This window comes from Achromobacter sp. JD-1 (assembly GCF_038594925.1).
In the GTDB taxonomy this organism is placed as follows: Bacteria; Pseudomonadota; Gammaproteobacteria; order Burkholderiales; family Burkholderiaceae_B; genus Achromobacter; species Achromobacter spanius_C.
In genome coordinates, this window is sequence record NZ_JBCGCS010000030.1 from 44,525 (window position 1) to 64,026 (window position 19,502).

The following is a 19,502-nucleotide window of genomic DNA, read 5'->3' on the forward strand; positions in this document are numbered from 1 at the left end:
GCGCGCACAGGTTCCGTCATGTCCCATCGTTTTACCCCCGCCCCCACGCTGGCGCTGGCCCTCGCCCTGTCGGCGATCTGGGCGCCGGCCCTGCATGCCCAGCCCACGGCGGCGGGCGCCGGCCAGGCCAGTGAACTGCTGACGTTCGACATTCCCGCCGCCCCCGTCGCGCAGGTGCTGACCCGCCTGGCCAATGAAACCGGCATCTTGCTGGCCGCCCCGCCGCAACTGCTGGCCGGCCGCCAAAGCAGCGGCGTGCGCGGACGCTATTCCCGCGCCGACGCCCTGAGCCAGGCGCTGGCCGGCACCGGCCTGCGCGCCACGCGCGAGGCGCCCAACCAGTTCCGTCTGTCCGCCATCCCCGACGCGGGCACCGCCACCACGCTGGAACCGGTCACCGTGACCGCCACCGGGCTGGGTAGCGGCCTGCCCCCCGCCTACGCGGGCGGCCAGGTGGCCACGGGCGGCCGCGTCGGCCTCTTGGGCAACATGAGCGACATGGACACGCCGTTCAGCGCCACGCAATACACCGCCAAGCTGATCGAAGACCAACAGGCGCAGAACATTGGCGACGTGCTGGTCAACGACCCATCGGTGCGCAACACCTATTCACGCGGCGCGGGGCGCGACGAGTTCAACATCCGCGGCTTCACGCTGTTCAACTATGACGTATCGTTCAACGGCCTGTACGGCGTGTCGCCGCGCAACGCCAGTTCACTGATCGGTGTCGAACGCGTGGAAGTGCTGCGTGGCCCCAATGCCCTGCTCAACGGCATGGCCCCTTACGGCTCGGTGGGCGGGGCCATCAACCTGGTGCCCAAGCGCGCCGGGGCCGAACCGCTTAACCGCTACACGGTCAACTACATCGGCGACTCGCAGTTCGGCGTCCACGCCGACCTGGCGCGCCGCTACGGCGACAGCAAGGAATGGGGCGTGCGCCTGAACGTGGCCGGCAGCGATGGCGACCTGCCCCAGGACGGGTCCAAGGAAAGCCTGGGCGCGGTGGCGCTGGGCCTGGACTACCAAGGCGAGCGCTTCCGAGTAGACGGCGACATCAACTACCAGAACCGCAACACCGACGCACGCAGCGGCTTGCTCTTCGCGCCGGCGCCGGGCACGGACATCGGTTCCGCGCCCGACGCGCGCCGCAACTTCTTCCCATCGTGGACCTATTGGAAAACCAAGGAATGGTCGGGCGCGCTGCGCGCCGAATACGACCTGACGCCGGATTGGACGGTGTATGGCGCAATCGGCGCGCGCAAGCACGACTTTGAAAGCCTGCAAACCAGTTGGCTGATGCTGGACACCAATGGCGACATCGGCGCCGTGCCCGCCCGCCTGAATGAATCGCTGCTGAGCAAGACCGGCGAAGTCGGCCTGCGTGGTCGCTTCAACACCGGCCCCGTCAAGCACGAGCCCTCGATCAGCGCCAGCGCGCTGGACATCGACTATTCGTCGGCGCGCATCCGTTCCAGCACCATCTTTTCCAACCTGTACGACCCGGCCGACCTGCCCAAGCCGAACATCGCGCGCCCCGGCGACCTGCCCCGCACCAGTGAGTCGCGCTTATACAGCGTGGCGCTGGCCGACAAGCTGTCGTTTGCCGATGACCGCGTCCAGATCATTGCGGGCTTCCGGCACCAGCGTATCGAATCGACCAACTTCGATGCCGCCACGGGCCGCACCGCGTCCGAATACAAGAAGTCGGCCGTCACGCCCGCCTTCGCCTTGACGGTGCGCCCCACGCAACGCCTGTCGCTGTACGGCAACTACATCGAGGGCTTGAGCCAGGGCGCCACCGCGCCTGAAGGCGCCGTCAACGCGGGTGAGATGTTTGCCCCGGAAATCGCCAAGCAGATCGAAGTGGGCGGCAAGTACGACTTCGGCGACTTCTCCACCACGCTCAGCGCGTTCCAGATTGAAAAGCCCAGCAGCTATCTGGATCCGGCCTCGCTGCGCTACGTGTCCAACGGCCAGCAGCGCAATCGCGGCCTGGAATTCCTGGTGCAAGGTGACGCCGCGCCCGGTGTGCGACTGCTGGGCGGCGTGGCCTACACCGACGCGCGCCTGACCCGCACGGAAGGCGGCGTCAACGATGGCAACCACGCACCGGCCGTGCCGCGCTTTCAATTCAACGCGGCGGCGGAATGGGACACGCCCTTTCTGCAAGGCCTGACCTTGACCGCGCGCATGCTGCGCACCACCCAGCAGTACGTGGACGTCGGCAACACGCAGACGATCCCGGGCTGGACGCGCTTCGACCTGGGCGCGCGCTATGCGTTCAACGCCAACGGCACGCCGATGGTGGTGCGAGCCACGGTGGAAAACGTGTTCAACAAGAACTACTGGCAGTCCGCCGCGCGCGAAGGCCTGACCGTTGGCGCGCCCCGGACGGTGCTGCTGTCGGTGTCGGCGGAGTTCTGATCGGACGCGGTAACTAGGCCGCGCCCCCGCGCGGCAGCTCTACCCGAAAGCGGGTGATGCCATCGCGTGATTCCGCGTTGATGCGCCCGCCATGGCTCTGCACGATCTGCTGCGCAATGAACAGCCCCAGGCCCAGCCCGTCAGGGTTGTCGGCCCGGCGCTCGCCCCGGCGAAACGGGTTGAACAGGTGCGGCAGCAAAGCCGGGGCAATCGTGCCGCCATTGCTGACGGTCACGGTGACCCGGTCCGCCGCCGCGCCATCGGCCTCTACATGCACGGGTACATCGCGCTCGCCATGGTGCAAGGCGTTGCCAATCAGGTTGGCAAACACCTGGCACAGGCGTTCGCCGTCCCACACGCCCGCCATGTCGCCCACGCAATCACAATCGATCTGGCGGTCGGGAAAGCCCGTCTGCGCTTCATCCACCGTGCGGCGCACCAGCGTATCCATGCGCTGCGGCGCCGACGCCAGCGTCAGGCCGCCAGCCTGGCGGATGCGCGTCACGTCCAGCAGGTCGTCGATCAGCCGCGCCATGCGCTCACTGCTTTGCAGCATGCGCTGGGCCAGGCCGGCCACGCGCGTCGGGTCGTTCTGCCGCTGCAGCAGGGCCGCGCCCATGACGATGGACTGCAAAGGCGTACGCAGGTCATGGCTTAGCACCGCCATGAACATCTCGTTGATGCGCAGGGCTTCGGTGCGCTCTTCCAACTGCTGCGCCAGCGCGCGCTTGCGCTCGTGCAGTTCGAAGAACACGTTGGCCTTCATGCGCAGCATGTGCGGGTCGATCGGCTTGTACAGAAAGTCCACGGCGCCGCTTTCGTAGCCACGGAACTGCCAGTTCTGCTCGCGCGAGCCGGCGGTGATGAAAATCAGCGGAATGTGGCGGGTGCGCTCGCTGCCCCGGATCAGCTCGGCCAGTTCGAAGCCGTTCATGTCGGGCATTTGCACATCCAGCAGGGCCAGGGCCACGTCGCCATGGTTCAGCAGCAGTTCAAGCGCTTCGGGGCCGGACTGTGCTTTCAGCACCTGGACCCGGCTGCTATCCAGCAGCGCTTCCAGCGCGACGAGGTTTTCGGGTACATCGTCGACCAGCAGGCACTTGATGCGTTCTTCTTGTGGTTTGGGGGGCGTCAGGAACATGGTGTCAAGGCAGTGTTGGGTTACAGCACAGGCTGCGTTGGCAATTGGGACAGCATGGCGGCAATTTCGTCAGGCGTCAGGACATCGTCCACGGCAAAACGCGCCAATGCCGCATTCGGCATGGTGGGCATGGCGGCGGACGACGGCGCTTGCACCACGGTGCGGCCCCCGGCGGCGTTGATCGCCGCCAGGCCTTGCGCGCCGTCTTCGTTCGCGCCGGACAGCAAGATGCCCATCAATCGGTCGCCATAGCTGTCGGCGGCGGATTCAAACAAGACGTCAATCGATGGCCGCGAAAAAAACACGGGCGCGCCCACCGACAAGGCCAGGCGAGGCCCCTGGTCCACCAGCAAGTGGTAGTCCGGGGGCGCAAAGTACAGATGGCCGGGCTGTATCGGAAGCTGGTCTTCCGCCTCCAGCACGGGCAAGGCGCAGCGTTCGCGGAAAATATCCACGAGCAGGCTGCGGCGGTCGCGTGGCAGGTGCAGCACCACGATCACCGCCGCGCACAGCCGCGCGGGCAAGGCCGGCACCAGCGCGTTCAAGGCGTCGATGGCGCCCGACGACCCGCCGATGACGATGGCGTCAATGCGGTTCCATGGCCCGGCATTCGCGCTCATAGCCCCGCCTTCTTGCGGTAAATGCGCTCTTCCAGCACGAAGTCGTCGAAGTTGTCGGCCTGCGCCGAAAACCGCAGCGACTCGCGCGAGCCCAAACCCAGAAAGCCGCGATGCACCAGCGCGTCGTGAAACAGCCCCAGCGCGCGGCTTTGCAGGTCGCGCTCGAAATAGATCAGCACATTGCGGCACGAAATCAGGTGCACTTCGGCAAACACGCTGTCGGTGGCCAGGCTGTGATCCGAAAACACCATGTGTTCGCGCAAGCGCTTGTCGAACACCACACGCCCGTACCGGGCCGTGTAGTGGTCCGACAAAGACGTACGCCCGCCGGACCGCGCGTGGTTGTTGCTGAAGGCCGCCACCCGGTCCAGGTCGAACACGCCCTGCTCGGCGGCGCGCAGCGCGTGCGGGTTGATGTCAGTGGCGTAGATCAGCGCGCGGTCCAGCAAGCCTTCTTCGGCCAGCAGGATGGCAAGCGAATAGACCTCTTCGCCCGCGCTGCACCCCGCCACCCACACTTTGATGGACGGATAGGTGCGCAAGAGGGGAATGACCTCGGTGCGCAGCGCCAGAAAATACGCCGGATCGCGAAACATGTCGCTGACCTGCACGGTCAGGAATTGCAGCAGCGCGGTAAATACCGAGGGCTCGTGCAGCACGCGGTCTTGCAGTTGCGACAGCGTTTTGCAGCCGAACTGCGTCAGCGCGCTTTGCAGGCGCCGCTTCAGCGAGGCCTGCGCATATTGCCGAAAGTCGTAGTGGTAATGGTGATAGATCGCATCAAGCAGCAGGCGCTGCTCGATATCATCAACACGGGCTTTGGCGGAGGCGGGCATGGGGGTGTTCTGCGGAAATCGGCGCGGGCGGCAGCGTTAGCTGCGCATCCAGACGCGCACCAGGGACAGCAGCCGTTCAACGTCCAGCGGCTTGGCGATGTAGTCATTGGCGCCCGCCGCCAGACACTTTTCCTGATCGTCCTTCATGGCCTTGGCGGTCAGCGCAATGATGGGCAAGCGCCGCCACTCGGGCCGATTGCGAATGTGGCGCATCGCCGTGTAGCCGTCCATCTCGGGCATCATGATGTCCATCAGCACCAGGTCGATCGCGGGCACGCCATCAGCCCCGGCGCGCTCCAGCGCATCCAGCGCCTCGCGGCCATTGCGCGCAATTTCCACCCGCAGGCCGGTGGGCTCCAGGATGCTGGACAGCGCGAACACATTGCGCACGTCATCCTCCACCACCAGCACCGTGCGGCCCTCCAGCGCCGAATCGCGGCTGCGCGCCAGCTCCAGCATCTGGCGGTGCTCGGGCGGCAGTTCGGCTTCCACCTGATGCAGGAACAAGGTCACCTCGTCCAGCAGGCGCTCGGGCGAACGCGCGTCCTTGATGATGATGGATTTGGAAAAGCGGCGCAGGTGCTGCTCTTCGTCGCGCGACAGCGCGCGGCCCGTATAGACGATGACCGGCGGGAACGACACGCTGTCCTGCTCGGCCATCTGTTCCAGCAACTCGTAGCCGCTCATGTCGGGCAGGTTCAAGTCCATCACTACGCAATCAAAGGTGTTCTCGCGCAGCAATGCCAGTGCGGCCTGCGCCGTGGCGGCGGGCACGATCTCGACGTCATTGCGCGCCAGCAGTTGGCGCACGCTTTCGCGTTGGCGGTCGTCATCTTCCACCACCAGCACGCGCCGCACATGCTGCGTGAACTTGGCCTCCAGGCGCCGCAAGGCTTCGACCAGCTCTTCGCGCTTGACCGGTTTCAGCGCGTAGCCCACCGCGCCTCGGCCCATGGCTTCCTGCGCATAGTCGGCCACCGACACCACGTGCACGGGAATATGCCGGGTCTGCGGGTTGCGCTTCAGTTGGTCCAGCACGCCCAGGCCGGAAAAGTCGGGCAGGTTCACATCCAGCACGATGGCGTTGGGCCGCTTGCGCACCGCCAGGTCCAGGCCGTCCGTCGCGGTGTGCGCCAACAGGCAGCCAAAGCCCATTTCGCGCGCCAGATCGGCAAGAATGCCGGCAAAGCGCTCGTCATCTTCAATGACCAGAATGCTGCGATCGGACTCCGGGCCGTCGCTGGCGGGCGGTTCAGCGGCGGGCGCCGTGGCAGGCCGCGCTTGAGCCACGGGCGGGCGTTGCTTGGGCGCATCCCACAAGGTCGGCGCCGTGGCCCGGGACGATGCCGCCGCGCCACCCGCACCGGTCGCTGGCTGCTGGCCTTCCAGGCGCACCGGCACTTCCAGGGTAAAGACGCTGCCCTGCCCGGGCGTGCTTGTCACGGTCAGCTTGCCGCCCAGCAGTTCGGCCAGGTCGCGCGAAATCGACAGGCCCAGCCCCGTGCCGCCGTACTTGCGATGGGTGCTGCCGTCGGCCTGGCGGAACGCTTCAAAAATCAATTCCTGTTGCTCGGCCGGAACACCAATGCCGGTGTCGTGCACGGCAAAGGCCAGCCGCTCGCGCCCTTGCCCCAGCACCCGCGACACCCGCAAGGTGACGTTGCCGCGCTCGGTGAATTTCAGCGCATTGGACAACAGGTTCTTCAGCACCTGGCCCAGGCGCTTGGGGTCGGTATGCATGGTGGCGGGCACGGCCTGCTCGATGTCCAGCTCCAACGCCAGGCCTTTTTCCAACGCCATCGGCCGCAACGGCTCCAGCAGGCGCTGCAAGGTCGGCGCAATGGGCACCTGCTCGATTTCCATGGTGGCCTGTCCGGCCTCGATCTTGGCCAGATCCAGAATGTCGTTGATCAGCGTCAGCAGGTCGCTGCCGGCCGCGTAAATGGTCTGCGCGTACTTGACCTGCTCGGCGCTGAGGTTGCCCGGTTTGTTGTCCGACAGCAGCTTGGCCAGGATCAGCGTGGAATTCAAGGGCGTGCGCAATTCGTGGCTCATGTTGGCCAGGAACTCGCTCTTGAACTGGCTGGCCTGCGTCAGTTGGCGCGCTTTTTCGGTCAGCGCGCCCTGCACCCGCAGCAACTGTTCGGCCTGCGCTTCCAGATTGGTATTGGTCTGCTCAAGCTCGGTCTGCTGCAGTTCCATGCGCGCCTGCGACTCCTGCAGGATGCGGCTTTGCTGCTCAAGCTCTTCATTGCTGACGCGCAGTTCTTCCTGCTGCGTCTGCAGTTCTTCCGCCTGACGCTGGGTTTCTTCCAGCAGCGCCTCAAGGCGGCTACGGTCCTGACCCGCGCGGATCGCCGACGCCAGCATTTCCGACGCGCCTTCCAGCAGGCTGCGCTCCAGGTCACCCACTGGGTGATTGAAGCCCAGTTCAATCACGGCATAGACGCGGTTGTTATGCATGGCGGGCGCCAGCATCAGTTCAGCCGGATTGGAGCGCCCCACGGCCGAGGCCAATTCCAAATGCCCCGCCGGCACGTCGCGCACATGCAGCAAGCGGCGCGAGGTGACCGCCTGGCCCGTCAGCCCTTCGGCGGGCAGGAATTTTTGCGCCAGACGTTCGGGCGGCAGCGCGAAGCCGCCGAACAATTCCAATTCCCCCGTACTGCGCTCGACCACATAGCCCGCGCCCACGTCCGCATTCAGGTATTCGGCCAGGTAGTCCAGCGTGCGCTTGCCGATCTCGTCCAGACGCTGATCGCCCTGCAGCCGCAGACTAAGGCCCGAAAGCCCGGTCGTCACCCAGGACTGGCGCGCCTTGGCCTGATATTCGCGTACGGTCATGCCGGCCGAAATGGAGATCAGCACCAGCAACAGCAGCGAACCGCCCCAGGAGTAATAGGCCGAGGTGGTGGTGGCGTCGGACCAGGCGTTCTTGCCCGCCGCCAGTTCCTCCATCTGCCGCGTGTACAAATCAGCGACCAGGTCGCGCAGCCGATCCATCGCCTCTTTGCCGGTGTCGGTACGGACCACGGCCAGCGCGCCTTCCACGTTGCCCGCCTTGCGCATGTCGATGGTGCTCTGCAACTCGGCCAGCTTCTGTCGGGTGATGCCTTCGATATCGTTGACCAGGCGGCGCTGCCCGGAGTCGTGGTCGGTGGCCCCCCGGATCACGGCAAGGCGCTGCTGGATCAAGGGCAGCGAACGCAGATACGGTTCCAGATAAGAGGGGTCGCCGGTAAGCAGATAGCCGCGCTGGCCGATCTCGGCATCCTTGACCGCTGAATTGAACAGGCTCAGCTGGCGCAGGGTCTCGGTGCTGCGGTCCATGGCCATGACCGCGTTGGACCGTCCATCAGCCGAGCGCACGTTGACGAAGGCGATCAGCAGCGTGGCAAGCGCCGCCGTCAAGAAACCGGCCAGCAGCGTCCGAGGAAAGGCAGAGCGGTTGGCGGGCTGCGACGACGATTTTGGCATGGTGGCGGGTGGGGGTTGGGGCTGGGAATTCGTGGCAGGAATTCGCGTCGGGAATTCGCTAAAGGTGAAATCCTACCGGAATTTTTCCCGCCGCCCTGCCGCGCCGGCTGGCCGCCCCGCTGCCCCGCCCGCCCTGCCGGTTTGGCCCCGCTTACTGGGGTCGCAACTTGCCGTCCGCAATGATCTTTGCCCACTTGGCTTGTTCCCCGGTTTGAAACGCGTTGAACTCGGCAGGCGTGTTCGGCGTGTACGCCAAGCCCAGGCCCTTCATCTTCGCGTCCACCTCGGGCTTGGCGATGATGGCCGCAATCGCCTTGTTCAAGCGGTCGACCACCGCCGGCGGCGTATTGGCGGGCGCGTAAATGCCCTGCCAACTGCTGACGTCGAACCCCGCCACGCCCGCTTCCTGCATGGTGGGCACGTCGGGCATGACCTCGGTGCGCTTGGCTGACGTGACGGCCAGCGCGCGCACCTTGCCGCTCTTCACATAAGGCAGAGCCACCAGCGCGGTTTCAAACGAGCTGGGAATCTGGCCGCCGATCAGGTCCTGGATGGCTGGCGCGCTGCCTCGGTACGGCACGTGCGTGAGATGCGCGCCGGTCAATTGCTTGAACACTTCGCCCGACAGATGCTGCGACGTGCCCTGGCCCGCCGAACCAAAAGCGATGGTGTCCGGGTTGGCCTTGGCCGCCGCCACCACGTCCTGCACCGTCTTATAGGGCTGGTTCGCGCCCACCAGCAACACGTTCGAGATGCTGCCCAGCAAGATCACCGGCGCAAAGTCGCGGGCGGCGTTGTAGTTGATGCCGGGCAACAGCGCCGGGTTGATCGCGTGCGTGGCAATGGTGCCCAGCAGCAAGGTGTAGCCGTCCGGCTTGGCGCGCGCCACCGCGTCGGCGCCCAGCACGCCGCCCGCCCCGCCCTTGTTTTCCACCAGCACGGTCTGGCTCAGGCTGGCGCCCAGTTCCTGCGCGACCATCCGGCCCAGGATGTCGGACGTGCCGCCCGCCGCGAACGGCACCACCAGGGTGATCGGCTTGGCGGCCGGCCAGTCGTCGGCGGCATGGGCGGCGACGCCCAGGGTGGTCAGGGCCAGCGCGGCCAAGGTACGGCGGAACAAGGGAAATGCCTTCAAGGTTTGTCTCCTGATTGGGACCCGAGGGTAAGGTCGTCTTTTCTTGTACGTTGTCGTACAACTTATCGGAAACGGAGAATACTGCGGCAAATACCGGCATTTCAATCTAGGGTAATTACGGAGCTTTTTTTACCGCGGGATGTAGCGATTCTTCACTCAAGATCCGAGCGCATCCCGGACCTATTGCCTACCTTAATTTCATGTTGTACGATGACCGACATCTATTCAAGACAGATGGCCCCGCCATCGCCCAGATCGCTTTTCTTACTTACTTTTTATTGGATGAAGGCATGACGACTCCCCAGGAACTCAAGGAAATCGTATCGGAAGGCTTGCTCTCCTTCCCCGTGACGGACTTTGACCAGAACGGCGATTTCAACCCCAAGACCTACGCCGCCCGCCTGGAATGGCTGGCCCCGTACGGCGCCACCGCGCTGTTCGCCGCCGGCGGCACGGGCGAGTTCTTTTCCTTGGCGCCCCAGGAATATTCAGACGTCGTCCGCACCGCCGTGCAGACCTGCGCCGGCAAGGTGCCCATCCTGGCCGGCGCGGGCGGCCCCACCCGCACCGCCATCGCCTATGCACAAGAAGCCGAGCGCCAGGGCGCCAAGGGCATCCTGCTGCTGCCCCACTACCTGACCGAAGCGGCCCAGGACGGCATCGCCGCCCACGTCGAACAGGTTTGCAAGTCGGTCAAGATCGGCGTCATCGTTTACAACCGCGCGCAGTCGCGCCTGTCGGCCGACAGCCTGGCCCAGTTGGCCGAACGCTGCCCCAACCTGGTCGGCTTCAAGGACGGCATCGGCGACATCGAAGCCATGGTCCGCATCCGCCGCAAAATGGGCGACCGCTTCTCGTACCTGGGCGGCCTGCCCACCGCCGAAGTCTATGCCGCCGCCTACCGCGCGCTGGGCGTGCCGGTGTATTCCTCGGCCGTCTTCAACTTCGTGCCCAAGACCGCCATGGACTTCTACCGCGCCATTGCCGCCGGAGATTCCGACACCACCAACCGCTTGCTGGACGACTTCTTCCTGCCGTACCTGGAAATCCGCAATCGCAAGGCCGGCTACGCCGTCAGCATCGTCAAGGCTGGCGCGAAACTTGTCGGCCATGACGCCGGCCCCGTGCGCGCGCCGCTGACCGACCTGACCGGCGAAGAAATGGAAATGCTCAACGCGCTGATCAAGAAGCTCGGGCCCCAGTAAACGCCCAGCTATAAAACCAGCCACTGGCTGACAAGAACGCCCTCGGATTTTCGAGGGCGTTTTTTTGCTCACTGTTTTTGCCGACGCATTGGGCACAAACCCGCATCGCCGTTTGTCTCACCTGTATGTTGTCATACAGCATACTGTTCCGGCGGGCTCGATATCGTGGCATCAACGCCGGAACCCCGTTCTATCGCCCCGTTGAACGCCCGGCCGCGGCGTCTGGAAGGCGTACACTTGCGGCTCCGGACGCGGGCTCATGGCCCGCTGCAATTGCCACACCCCCATAAGAGAGACGATGGAAACTCCCGCCCGGCCCCGCCAGCGTTCGCGCCTGACAGACGTGGTCATCGAGGAACTGAACAAGCGCCTGGATGCCCGCACCTATCGCGCCGGCGACAAGCTGCCGTCGGAACACGCACTGTGCGACGAATTCAACGTCAGCCGCACGGTCATCCGCGAAGCGGTCGCGTCGATGCGCCTGAGCGGCCGGTTGGTCAGCAAGCCCGGCATCGGCGTATTCGTCACCGAAGACCGCGAAAAGCCCATCGACTTCGTCATCGAACCGGCCACCGATCCGCGCTGGGCGCTGCACATCATGGAGCTGCGCGCGGGGCTTGAAGTCGAAGCCTGTGGGCTGGCGGCCGAGCGCCGCAGCGCGTCCGACCTGAGCGGCATCGTCGAAGCGTTCGACGCCTTCAACCGCGCCACGCGCGACATGGAAGCCGCCGTCAAGGCCGACTACGAATTCCATCTGTCCATCGCCAAGGCGTCGAACAACCCGCACTTTCCCGCGCTGCTGCGCGCCGCCGTGCGCGACGTCATGCTGGACTTGAACATCAAGCACGGCGGCAAGACGCCCGAAGAATTGGAAACCTACGAAACCCGCAACGTGCGCGAGCACGAAGCCATCCTGACGGCCATCATGCGCCGCGACCCCGGCGCCGCGCGCGCCGCCATGGCTCGCCATCTGGGCGACAGCATCGCGCGCTACCGCAAACTGCTATCTCAAGGCCCCGCGCAGTAAGCCGTTTTACCAGGTGAACCGTGCCGGCAATGTCACCGCCGGCACGGCAATTACGGGAATCCCCTTACTTGCTAGCTTGTATGACCACTGCCATCATACGTCTTATGACTTAGCGGTCGGGAAGGACGCCGGTTTGCCGGCCCTGCCCGCCCCGCCAAGCATGACCCTCGTTATGACCCACGTTGTACAAGTACCGCCGATGAGTCCGATCCTTTCCCTACGCACCACGTTCCAGCGCTACACGACGCGTATCCATCGGCATACCCCCTGACCGCATAGTCCGGTCACACCGCGCCCGTTCCGGGCCCGCTTCCCTTTCCCCTCCGCACTCGTGCGCCACTGCCCGGCCCCGGCCGGCGATCGGCTGCGCGCGTTGCGGAAGGTTTCGGCTTTCCCCCGCTTATCCCAAGCGTTTTCGACCCCCTCCCCAGGAGCATTCTTCATGCGTAAGTTTCTGACCACCGCCGTTGCGGCGACTTTGCTGTGCGCCGCCTCTGGCGCGCAAGCCGGCGTGACGTTCGATGCCGTCAAGAAAAAGGGTTTCTTGCAGTGCGGCTTTGCCGGCATTCCCGGCTTCTCGGTGTTGGACAGCAAGGGCGAATGGACGGGCCTGGACGTGGATATGTGCCGCGCCGTGGCCGCCGCCATGTTCGGCGACGCCTCCAAGGTCAAGGGCAATGTGTTGACCGCGCAAGCCAAGTTCACCGCCTTGCAGTCCGGCGAAATCGACATGCTGTCGCGCAACACCACGCAGACGCTGACCCGCGACACCACGCTGGGCCTGATCGGCGTGGGCGTGAACTTCTATGACGCGCAAGGCCTGATCGTCAAGAAATCCATGAACGTGAAAAGCGTCAAGGAACTGGACGGCGCGACGATCTGCGTGCAGCCCGGCACCACCACCGAACTGAACCTGGCAGACTACTTCCGCAGCCGTGGCCTGACGTTCAAGCCGGTGCTGGTCGAGAACTACGACGAAAACTTCCGCCTGCTGGAAACGGGGCGTTGCGACGCTTACACCAACGACAAGTCCAACACCGCCGCCAACATGCGCACGCGCCTGGCCAAGCCGGAAGACTGGGAAATCCTGACGGAAAACCTGTCCAAGGAACCCTTGGGCCCGATGGTCCGCCAAGGCGACGAGCAATGGTTCAACGTGGTGCGCTGGTCGCTGAACGCGATGCTGGAAGCCGAGGAATACGGCATCACGTCCAAGAACGTGGATGACATGTTGAAGAGCACGAACCCCAACGTGCAACGCATCCTGGGCGTGACGCCGGGAATGGGCAAGAACCTGGGGCTGGACGACAAGTGGGCCTACAACATCATCAAGCAGGTGGGCAACTACGGCGAAAGCTATGACCGCGCCATGGGCAAGGACAGCCCGCTGAAGCTGGAGCGCGGCCTGAACAAGCAATGGACCCAGGGCGGCCTGATGTACGGCTGGCCGGTGCGCTAAGCGCCCGCCCCGCCCTCGCCTTCGCGACGACGCACGTGCATTCAAAACCCCGCGCCGTCGCACCACCGCGCCCGTGCGCGGCTTCGCCTTCCACGCGAAGCCGCTTTTCTCTTTACCCGCAAGCCGGCCATCGCACGGCCCCGTTTGCCTCTTTTACGTTGCAACCATGAACAGCATCGTCAACGCCCGCCTGAAACAGATCAAACCTTCGCCCAGCATGGCCGCCAAGATCGTCGTGGACGAATTGCGCCGCCAGGGCCGCGAGATCGCCGACTTCACGCTCGGCGAACCCGACATGTCCACGCCCGCCCACATCGCGCGCGCCGGCCAGGACGCCATCGCCAGCGGCGACATCCGCTACACCAGCCCGAATGGCACCGTCGGCCTGCGCCGCGCCATCGCCAACAGCCTGCAACTGAGCCTGGGCGTAGCCTACGGCATGGACCAGATCACCGTGGGCGCGGGCGCCAAGCAGATCATCGGCGCCGCGTTGACGGCCAGCCTGGAACCCGGCGATGAAGTCATCGTCTGCGCGCCGTACTGGGTCTCGTACCCCGACATGGTGCTGTTGAACGAAGGCAAGCCCGTGGTCGTGACTGGCCCGGAATCGCAAGGTTTCAAGCTGGACGCCGCCACGCTGGAAGCCGCCATCACGCCGCGCACGCGCTGGTTGATCCTGAATTCCCCCAGCAATCCCAGCGGCGCCGTGTATAGCGCTGCTGAACTGCACGCCCTGACCGACGTGTTGCTCCGTCATCCGCAGGTCTGGATTCTTAGCGATGAAATCTATGCGCCCTTTTGCTACAACGGCCAGGCGCATGCCTCGCCCGTGCAGGTCGAGCCGCGCTTGATCGAACGCACGCTGATCGTCAACGGCATGTCCAAGTCCTACGCCATGACGGGCTGGCGCGTGGGTTATGGCGCCGGGCCGGCCGACCTGATCAAGGCGATGAGCACCGTCATGTCGCAAAGCACGTCCTGCCCCAGCGCCATCTCGCAAGTGGCCGCGCAAGCCGCCCTGGAAGGCGACCAATCCAGCGTCACCCAGATGGTCGACATCTTTCAAGCCCGCCGCGACCTGATCGTGCGCCGCCTGAACGCCATTCCCGGCATTTCGTGCGCGATGCCCGACGGCGCCTTCTACGTGTACGCCAATGTGCACGGCCTGATCGGCCGCACTGGCCCGGCCGGCGAACTGAAGACTGACCTGGACGTCAGCCTGTTCTTCCTGCGCGAAGCCGGCGTGGCGGTGATTGACGGCGGTTCGTACGGCTTGTCGCCCTACGTGCGTTTCTCGTTCGCGACGTCCACCGAAGTCATCGAGCAAGGCATGGACTGCCTGGAAGCGGCCGTCAAAGTCTTGATGGCGGACTAAGTCGTGGCCAAGAACACCGCGCTATCCCCAGTGCCGCGGCCCGCGCACCGGGTGTCCTGGAACGACCCGGCCACCCGCGCGCTGGTCTACCAGGTGCTGGCCCTGACGCTGGTCGGGGCGGGCGTCTGGTTCCTGGTGCACAACACGCTGCACAACCTGTCGATGCGCAACATCGCCACGGGCTTCGGCTTTCTGGACCGCGAGGCGGGCTTTGCCATAGGCGAATCCGTGATCGCCTACGGCCCCGCCGACACCTATGGCCGCGCCATTTTCGTGGGCGTGCTGAACACGCTGCGAGTTGGCCTGTTGGCCTTGGTTGCGGCGACCATCCTGGGCGTTTTCATCGGCGTGGGCCGCTTGTCGAAGAACTGGCTCGTGAAGAAAATCACCTCGGTCTACGTCGAGGTGATGCGCAACGTGCCGCTCTTGTTGCAACTGTTCTTCTGGTATGCGCTGATCACCGAAAACATGCCGGGCCCGCGCCAGGCGCACAACCCCATGCCGGGCGTGTTCATTTCCAACCGAGGTCTGAAAGTGCCCGGGCTGGAAGGCGCGTCGCTGGACTGGGTGCTGGGCGGACTGGCGCTGGCTATCGTCGGCATCCTGCTCCTGGGCCAGTGGGGCACGAAGCGCCAGGAAGCCACGGGCCGCGTGTTTCCGCTGGGCCGCGCGGCCATCGGCCTGTTGATCGGCTTGCCGTTCGTGGGCTGGCTGGCCGGCGGCGCATCGTTGACGCTGGACATGCCGGCCTTGAAAGGCTTCAACTTTGTCGGCGGGCTGACGCTGTCGCCGGAGTTTGTCGCCCTGTTCCTGGGCCTGACCGTCTACACCTCGGCGTTCATCGCGGAAGTGGTGCGCTCTGGCATCCAGGCGGTCAACAACGGCCAATGGGAGGCCGCCGGTTCGTTGGGCCTGCCGCGCGCGAAAGTGCTGCGCCTGGTTGTGCTTCCGCAGGCTTTGCGCGTCATCATTCCGCCCATGACCAGCCAGTACTTGAATCTGCTGAAGAACAGTTCGCTGGCGGTCGCCATCGGCTATCCGGACATCGTCTCGGTGGTGAACACCACGCTGAACCAAACCGGCCAGGCCATTGAGGGCATCCTCATCATCATGGGCGCGTATCTGACGGTCAGTCTGTCGATTTCAATATTCATGAATTGGTACAACAAGCGCATCGCGCTGGTGGAGCGTTGAGATGAGCAGCACTACGCACTCCTTCACCGAAGCCCTGCCCCCGCCCAGCACCCAGGTGGGCGCCTGGGCATGGGTACGGTCCCGCCTGTTCTCGTCGCCGCTGAACATCCTGATCACGGTACTGCTGGCGTGGTTTCTGTTGATGTCGTTGCCGGCGCTGGTGGAATGGGCTTTCCTGAAAGCCAACTTCACCGCGACCGACGCCACGGAATGCCGCGCGTCGGTCGGCGGCGCCTGCTGGGCGTTCATCGTGGAAAAGCACCGGCTGATCCTGTTCGGCACCTATCCTTTCGATGAACAATGGCGGCCACTGATCGCCACGCTGCTCCTCGTCGGCGTGATCGCGTGCAGCGGCATGCGACGCTTCTGGAACGGCAAGCTGGCGCTGATCTGGACGGGTGGCCTGACGGCCGTGGCGCTCTTGATGTGGGGCGGCGTGTTCGGCCTGACGTACGTCGAGAACTCGCGCTGGGGCGGCCTGCCGCTGACCTTGATATTGGCCACCTTCGGCATTGCCTTCGCCTTCCCCATCGGCGTGATGCTGGCGCTGGGCCGGCGTTCGAAAATGCCCGCCATCAAGGCGCTGTGCGTCGTGTACATCGAGCTGATCCGTGGCGTGCCGCTGATCAGCCTGTTGTTCATGTCGTCGGTGATGCTGCCCTTGTTCCTGCCCGAAGGATTCACCATCGACAAGCTGCTGCGGGCACAGATCGCCATCATCCTGTTCGCCGCGGCCTACATTGCCGAAACGGTGCGCGGCGGCTTGCAGGCGATTCCGAAAGGCCAGTATGAAGGCGCGGATTCGCTGGGCCTGAATTACTGGCAACAGATGCGCAAGATCATCCTGCCGCAGGCGCTGAAGATCGTGATTCCGCCTCTGGTCGGCATTTTCATCAGCCTGTTCAAGGACACGTCGCTGGTTGTCATCATCGGCATCTTCGATTTGACGCTGGCCGCCAAGGCAGCCTTGTCCGACGCGGCATGGCGGGGTTTCGGGGTTGAGGCCTATCTCTTCATCTCGCTGATCTACTTCGTCTTTTGCTATTCCATGTCCAAATACAGCCAAGCGCTAGAAAAGCGCCTGGCCACCGGGCACGCGCGCTGATTGCGCGGCGCTCCCCCGGTAAACCTTACGGAGACCCAGCATGTCGGATTCCATTATTCGATTGCACGGCGTGAACAAGTGGTACGGCCAGTTCCACGTGCTGCGCAACATCAACCTGGACGTGGCGCCCGGCGAACGCATCGTGGTGTGCGGCCCGTCCGGCTCGGGCAAGTCCACGATGATCCGCTGCATCAACCGCCTGGAAGAACACCAGCAAGGGCAGATCATCGTCGACGGCACCGAACTGACCAACGACCTCAAGCACATCGAGACCATCCGCCGCGAAGTCGGCATGGTGTTCCAGCACTTCAACCTGTTCCCGCACCTGACCGTACTGGAAAACCTGACGCTGGGACCCATGTGGGTACTGAAACAGCCACGCGCGCAAGCCGAAGCCACGGCGATGAAGTACCTGGAACGCGTACGCATTCCCGATCAGGCCAGGAAATTCCCCGGCCAGTTGTCGGGCGGCCAGCAGCAGCGCGTGGCGATTGCGCGGTCCTTGTGCATGAACCCGAAGGTCATGCTGTTTGACGAACCCACTTCCGCGCTGGACCCGGAAATGGTCAAGGAAGTGCTGGACGTGATGGTGACGCTGGCTCAGGAAAGCGGCATGACGATGATCTGCGTGACCCACGAAATGGGCTTCGCGCGCAAAGTCGCCAATCGCGTGATCTTCATGGACCGGGGAGAGATCATCGAACAGAACGACCCCGACGCATTCTTCGACAACCCGCAGAATGAACGGACAAAACTGTTCCTGAGCCAGATCCTGCACTAAGCCGCGCGCCTTCATCGGCGTGATTGGCGCCGATGCGGAACAGAGGTGAAATGCCGTCCTGAAGGACGGCATTTTTTTGCGCGGGGGTTTGGCAGGGATGGGCTGAGCGATTTCGTAACCATCCTATAGAAACAGGCAGGCTAGAAGCGGAACATGGAGGGTTTCACGCCTTCCTGGCAGTCCCCTTCACGCCACTAGCCATGACCACCCATCCCAGCCTGGAATCGCTGCTGCCGAAAATCCTGCGCATCGCCGACAGGACCCGTTGCGACGCCGGCCCCAGCGCCGTCGTCGCGTGCAAGAGCGAAGTCGCCATCCTGCCCCTGCGCTACGCCGTCCTGACCGACGCCGACTCCGGCCTGGACGTGTTGGCGCCGGCGCTACCGCCCCACCTTGCCGCCGAATTGCCACCGCTACAGGGCGAGCAAGCGCGCTATGCCGTACGCACGATGCGCAGGGGTTATCTCTACCTGTTCACCAAGCGCTTCAGGGAGCAATGGTCCTGCGAAAGCGCCTACCGCACTTATGACAGCGGGCTGTTGAAGCGTGTATTTCCCTATGCGCCCCAGCGCTTCGAACGCGAGCCGATCTATGAACGGCCAGCCAGCGTGCACGATCTGCATGGCTCGGCCGAGAGCGGCCCGGGTGGATGGACGCTTTGCTTGAAAGCCCCCGAAGACATCGAAGAACTTCGCGCCCTGTTCACGCCCGATCCCTTGACGACACGCATGCTGAACTTGATATCCAGCTTCAGCCCGCTACGCAATCAACTACAAGCGTTCGATATCCGCAAACTGCTGATGTCCTGCTCGCGCGCGCCCGACGTGCTGGACCCCAGCATCATCGACGACACGCTGGCGGATGCCATCGCGCAGGACCAGCCCGACACCGCGGCCGTGCTGGCAAGCCAGTTGTATTCCGACCCGGAGAATCGCTACGCACGCCATATCGTCGCCCTGGACCTGAAGGAAAGCGCGCGCCGTGCTCGCGGTTTTGGCATCGTGCTGCATGACGCCATCGGGATTACCCAGCAGCTCAACAGCTGGCGCAACGACGCCTATGAAACCGTGCAGCGGTACTTGGACAAGAAGGACGACAAAGGCATCGAGAACCAGCGCAAGGTCTTGGTGGCCCAGGCGTTTATCGACGTCAAGCAGCAGTTCGAATCCCGCTCGGCCGCGCTGGAAGCCCAACACTTCATCGATATAGAACGCGCCCGGGTCTATGAGCCGGGCATGGCGGCGGGCCGCAACTGGATCTTGAACGACGAGGAGCGCGAACGCTGGGACAACGAAGCAGACCAGTACATCACACAGTTCGAAGACACCCTGCGCGCCAAGATGCAGGCCAAGCTGGATAGCGGTGAGTACCAGCGCAGGTTTCACGGTAAATACCTGTCTCCCGCAAAACCTGGGCAGGCGCTGCGTGTGGAAGACATGGACGCGGAGCTGAAAACCTTCGACGCCGTATCGGAGGCCGCCGAAGCTATCGGCGCCAAGCGCGCCAAGAATCACGAACTGTGGCTCGCCAGCGAGCAACTGCTGATCGCATTGGACGTCTACGACGATAGGGATCTGGCCAGCGGCTGGCGCTTCGCGGGCCAGACCGGCTTGTGCGTGCTGGGCGCGGATGGGTGCAAAAGTACGGCGGATCTGATCGAGAAGTGGTGGACCGGCAACCCAAGCGAACGCGCCAACTTGGCGATGCGTGGTTTTGCGCTGAA

Annotated in this window: 14 protein-coding genes; 9 read left to right on the forward strand and 5 right to left on the reverse strand. The window is 64.3% G+C overall.

Features of this window, described 5'->3' with window-relative positions; translation table 11 throughout:
- Positions 1–18: 18 nt before the first annotated feature.
- A complete protein-coding gene (locus tag WBR68_RS28700; protein WP_230695947.1) occupies positions 19–2,424 on the forward strand; it encodes a TonB-dependent receptor in 2,406 nt (801 codons plus the stop codon).
- A gap of 13 nt (positions 2,425–2,437) precedes the next feature.
- Here WBR68_RS28700 and WBR68_RS28705 read toward each other — a convergent pair whose 3' ends face one another.
- The 5 genes from WBR68_RS28705 to WBR68_RS28725 all read right to left on the reverse strand — a co-directional run bounded on the left by WBR68_RS28705 (position 2,438) and on the right by WBR68_RS28725 (position 9,633).
- Positions 2,438–3,565: a hybrid sensor histidine kinase/response regulator gene (locus tag WBR68_RS28705; RefSeq protein ID WP_230695948.1), complete on the reverse strand. Its 1,128-nt coding sequence runs from the start codon at positions 3,563–3,565 to the stop codon at positions 2,438–2,440.
- A gap of 20 nt (positions 3,566–3,585) precedes the next feature.
- Complete coding sequence (locus tag WBR68_RS28710) at positions 3,586–4,185, reverse strand: chemotaxis protein CheB (RefSeq protein ID WP_050444898.1); 600 nt, start codon at positions 4,183–4,185, stop codon at positions 3,586–3,588.
- Positions 4,182–5,021, reverse strand: coding sequence for a CheR family methyltransferase (locus WBR68_RS28715; protein WP_230695949.1), 840 nt, complete (start codon positions 5,019–5,021; stop codon positions 4,182–4,184). The genes WBR68_RS28710 and WBR68_RS28715 overlap by 4 nt, the downstream gene beginning before the upstream one ends.
- A gap of 36 nt (positions 5,022–5,057) precedes the next feature.
- Positions 5,058–8,498: a response regulator gene (locus WBR68_RS28720; RefSeq protein WP_230695950.1), complete on the reverse strand. Its 3,441-nt coding sequence runs from the start codon at positions 8,496–8,498 to the stop codon at positions 5,058–5,060.
- A 151-nt stretch (positions 8,499–8,649) separates the two neighbouring features.
- A complete protein-coding gene (locus WBR68_RS28725) occupies positions 8,650–9,633 on the reverse strand; it encodes a Bug family tripartite tricarboxylate transporter substrate binding protein (protein WP_083447201.1) in 984 nt (327 codons plus the stop codon).
- Between the two features lie 290 nt (positions 9,634–9,923).
- Between WBR68_RS28725 and kdgD the strand changes: the two genes are divergently transcribed.
- The 8 genes from kdgD to WBR68_RS28765 form a co-directional block, all read left to right on the forward strand.
- Positions 9,924–10,838, forward strand: a complete 915-nt coding sequence (kdgD, locus tag WBR68_RS28730; RefSeq protein ID WP_050445009.1) for a 5-dehydro-4-deoxyglucarate dehydratase — start codon at positions 9,924–9,926, stop codon at positions 10,836–10,838.
- A 298-nt stretch (positions 10,839–11,136) separates the two neighbouring features.
- On the forward strand, positions 11,137–11,865 hold the full coding sequence (locus WBR68_RS28735) for a FadR/GntR family transcriptional regulator (RefSeq protein ID WP_230695951.1): 729 nt from the start codon (positions 11,137–11,139) through the stop codon (positions 11,863–11,865).
- 442 nt (positions 11,866–12,307) lie between these two features.
- The gene (locus WBR68_RS28740; RefSeq protein ID WP_050444902.1) at positions 12,308–13,324 is read left to right on the forward strand and encodes an amino acid ABC transporter substrate-binding protein; all 1,017 of its coding nucleotides are present in this window, start codon (positions 12,308–12,310) and stop codon (positions 13,322–13,324) included.
- 166 nt (positions 13,325–13,490) lie between these two features.
- The gene (locus tag WBR68_RS28745) at positions 13,491–14,699 is read left to right on the forward strand and encodes an aminotransferase class I/II-fold pyridoxal phosphate-dependent enzyme (RefSeq protein ID WP_230695952.1); all 1,209 of its coding nucleotides are present in this window, start codon (positions 13,491–13,493) and stop codon (positions 14,697–14,699) included.
- A gap of 30 nt (positions 14,700–14,729) precedes the next feature.
- A complete protein-coding gene (locus WBR68_RS28750; protein WP_205736992.1) occupies positions 14,730–15,893 on the forward strand; it encodes an amino acid ABC transporter permease in 1,164 nt (387 codons plus the stop codon).
- A 1-nt stretch (position 15,894) separates the two neighbouring features.
- Positions 15,895–16,998, forward strand: a complete 1,104-nt coding sequence (locus WBR68_RS28755; RefSeq protein ID WP_230695953.1) for an amino acid ABC transporter permease — start codon at positions 15,895–15,897, stop codon at positions 16,996–16,998.
- Between the two features lie 40 nt (positions 16,999–17,038).
- Positions 17,039–17,779 carry an amino acid ABC transporter ATP-binding protein gene (locus WBR68_RS28760; protein WP_050444906.1) on the forward strand — a complete coding sequence of 247 codons (741 nt, stop codon included), beginning with the start codon at positions 17,039–17,041 and terminating at the stop codon, positions 17,777–17,779.
- 200 nt (positions 17,780–17,979) lie between these two features.
- Positions 17,980–19,502, forward strand: a 1,523-nt coding sequence (locus WBR68_RS28765) for a T6SS effector BTH_I2691 family protein (protein ID WP_230695954.1), incomplete at its 3' end; no start/stop codon positions are given.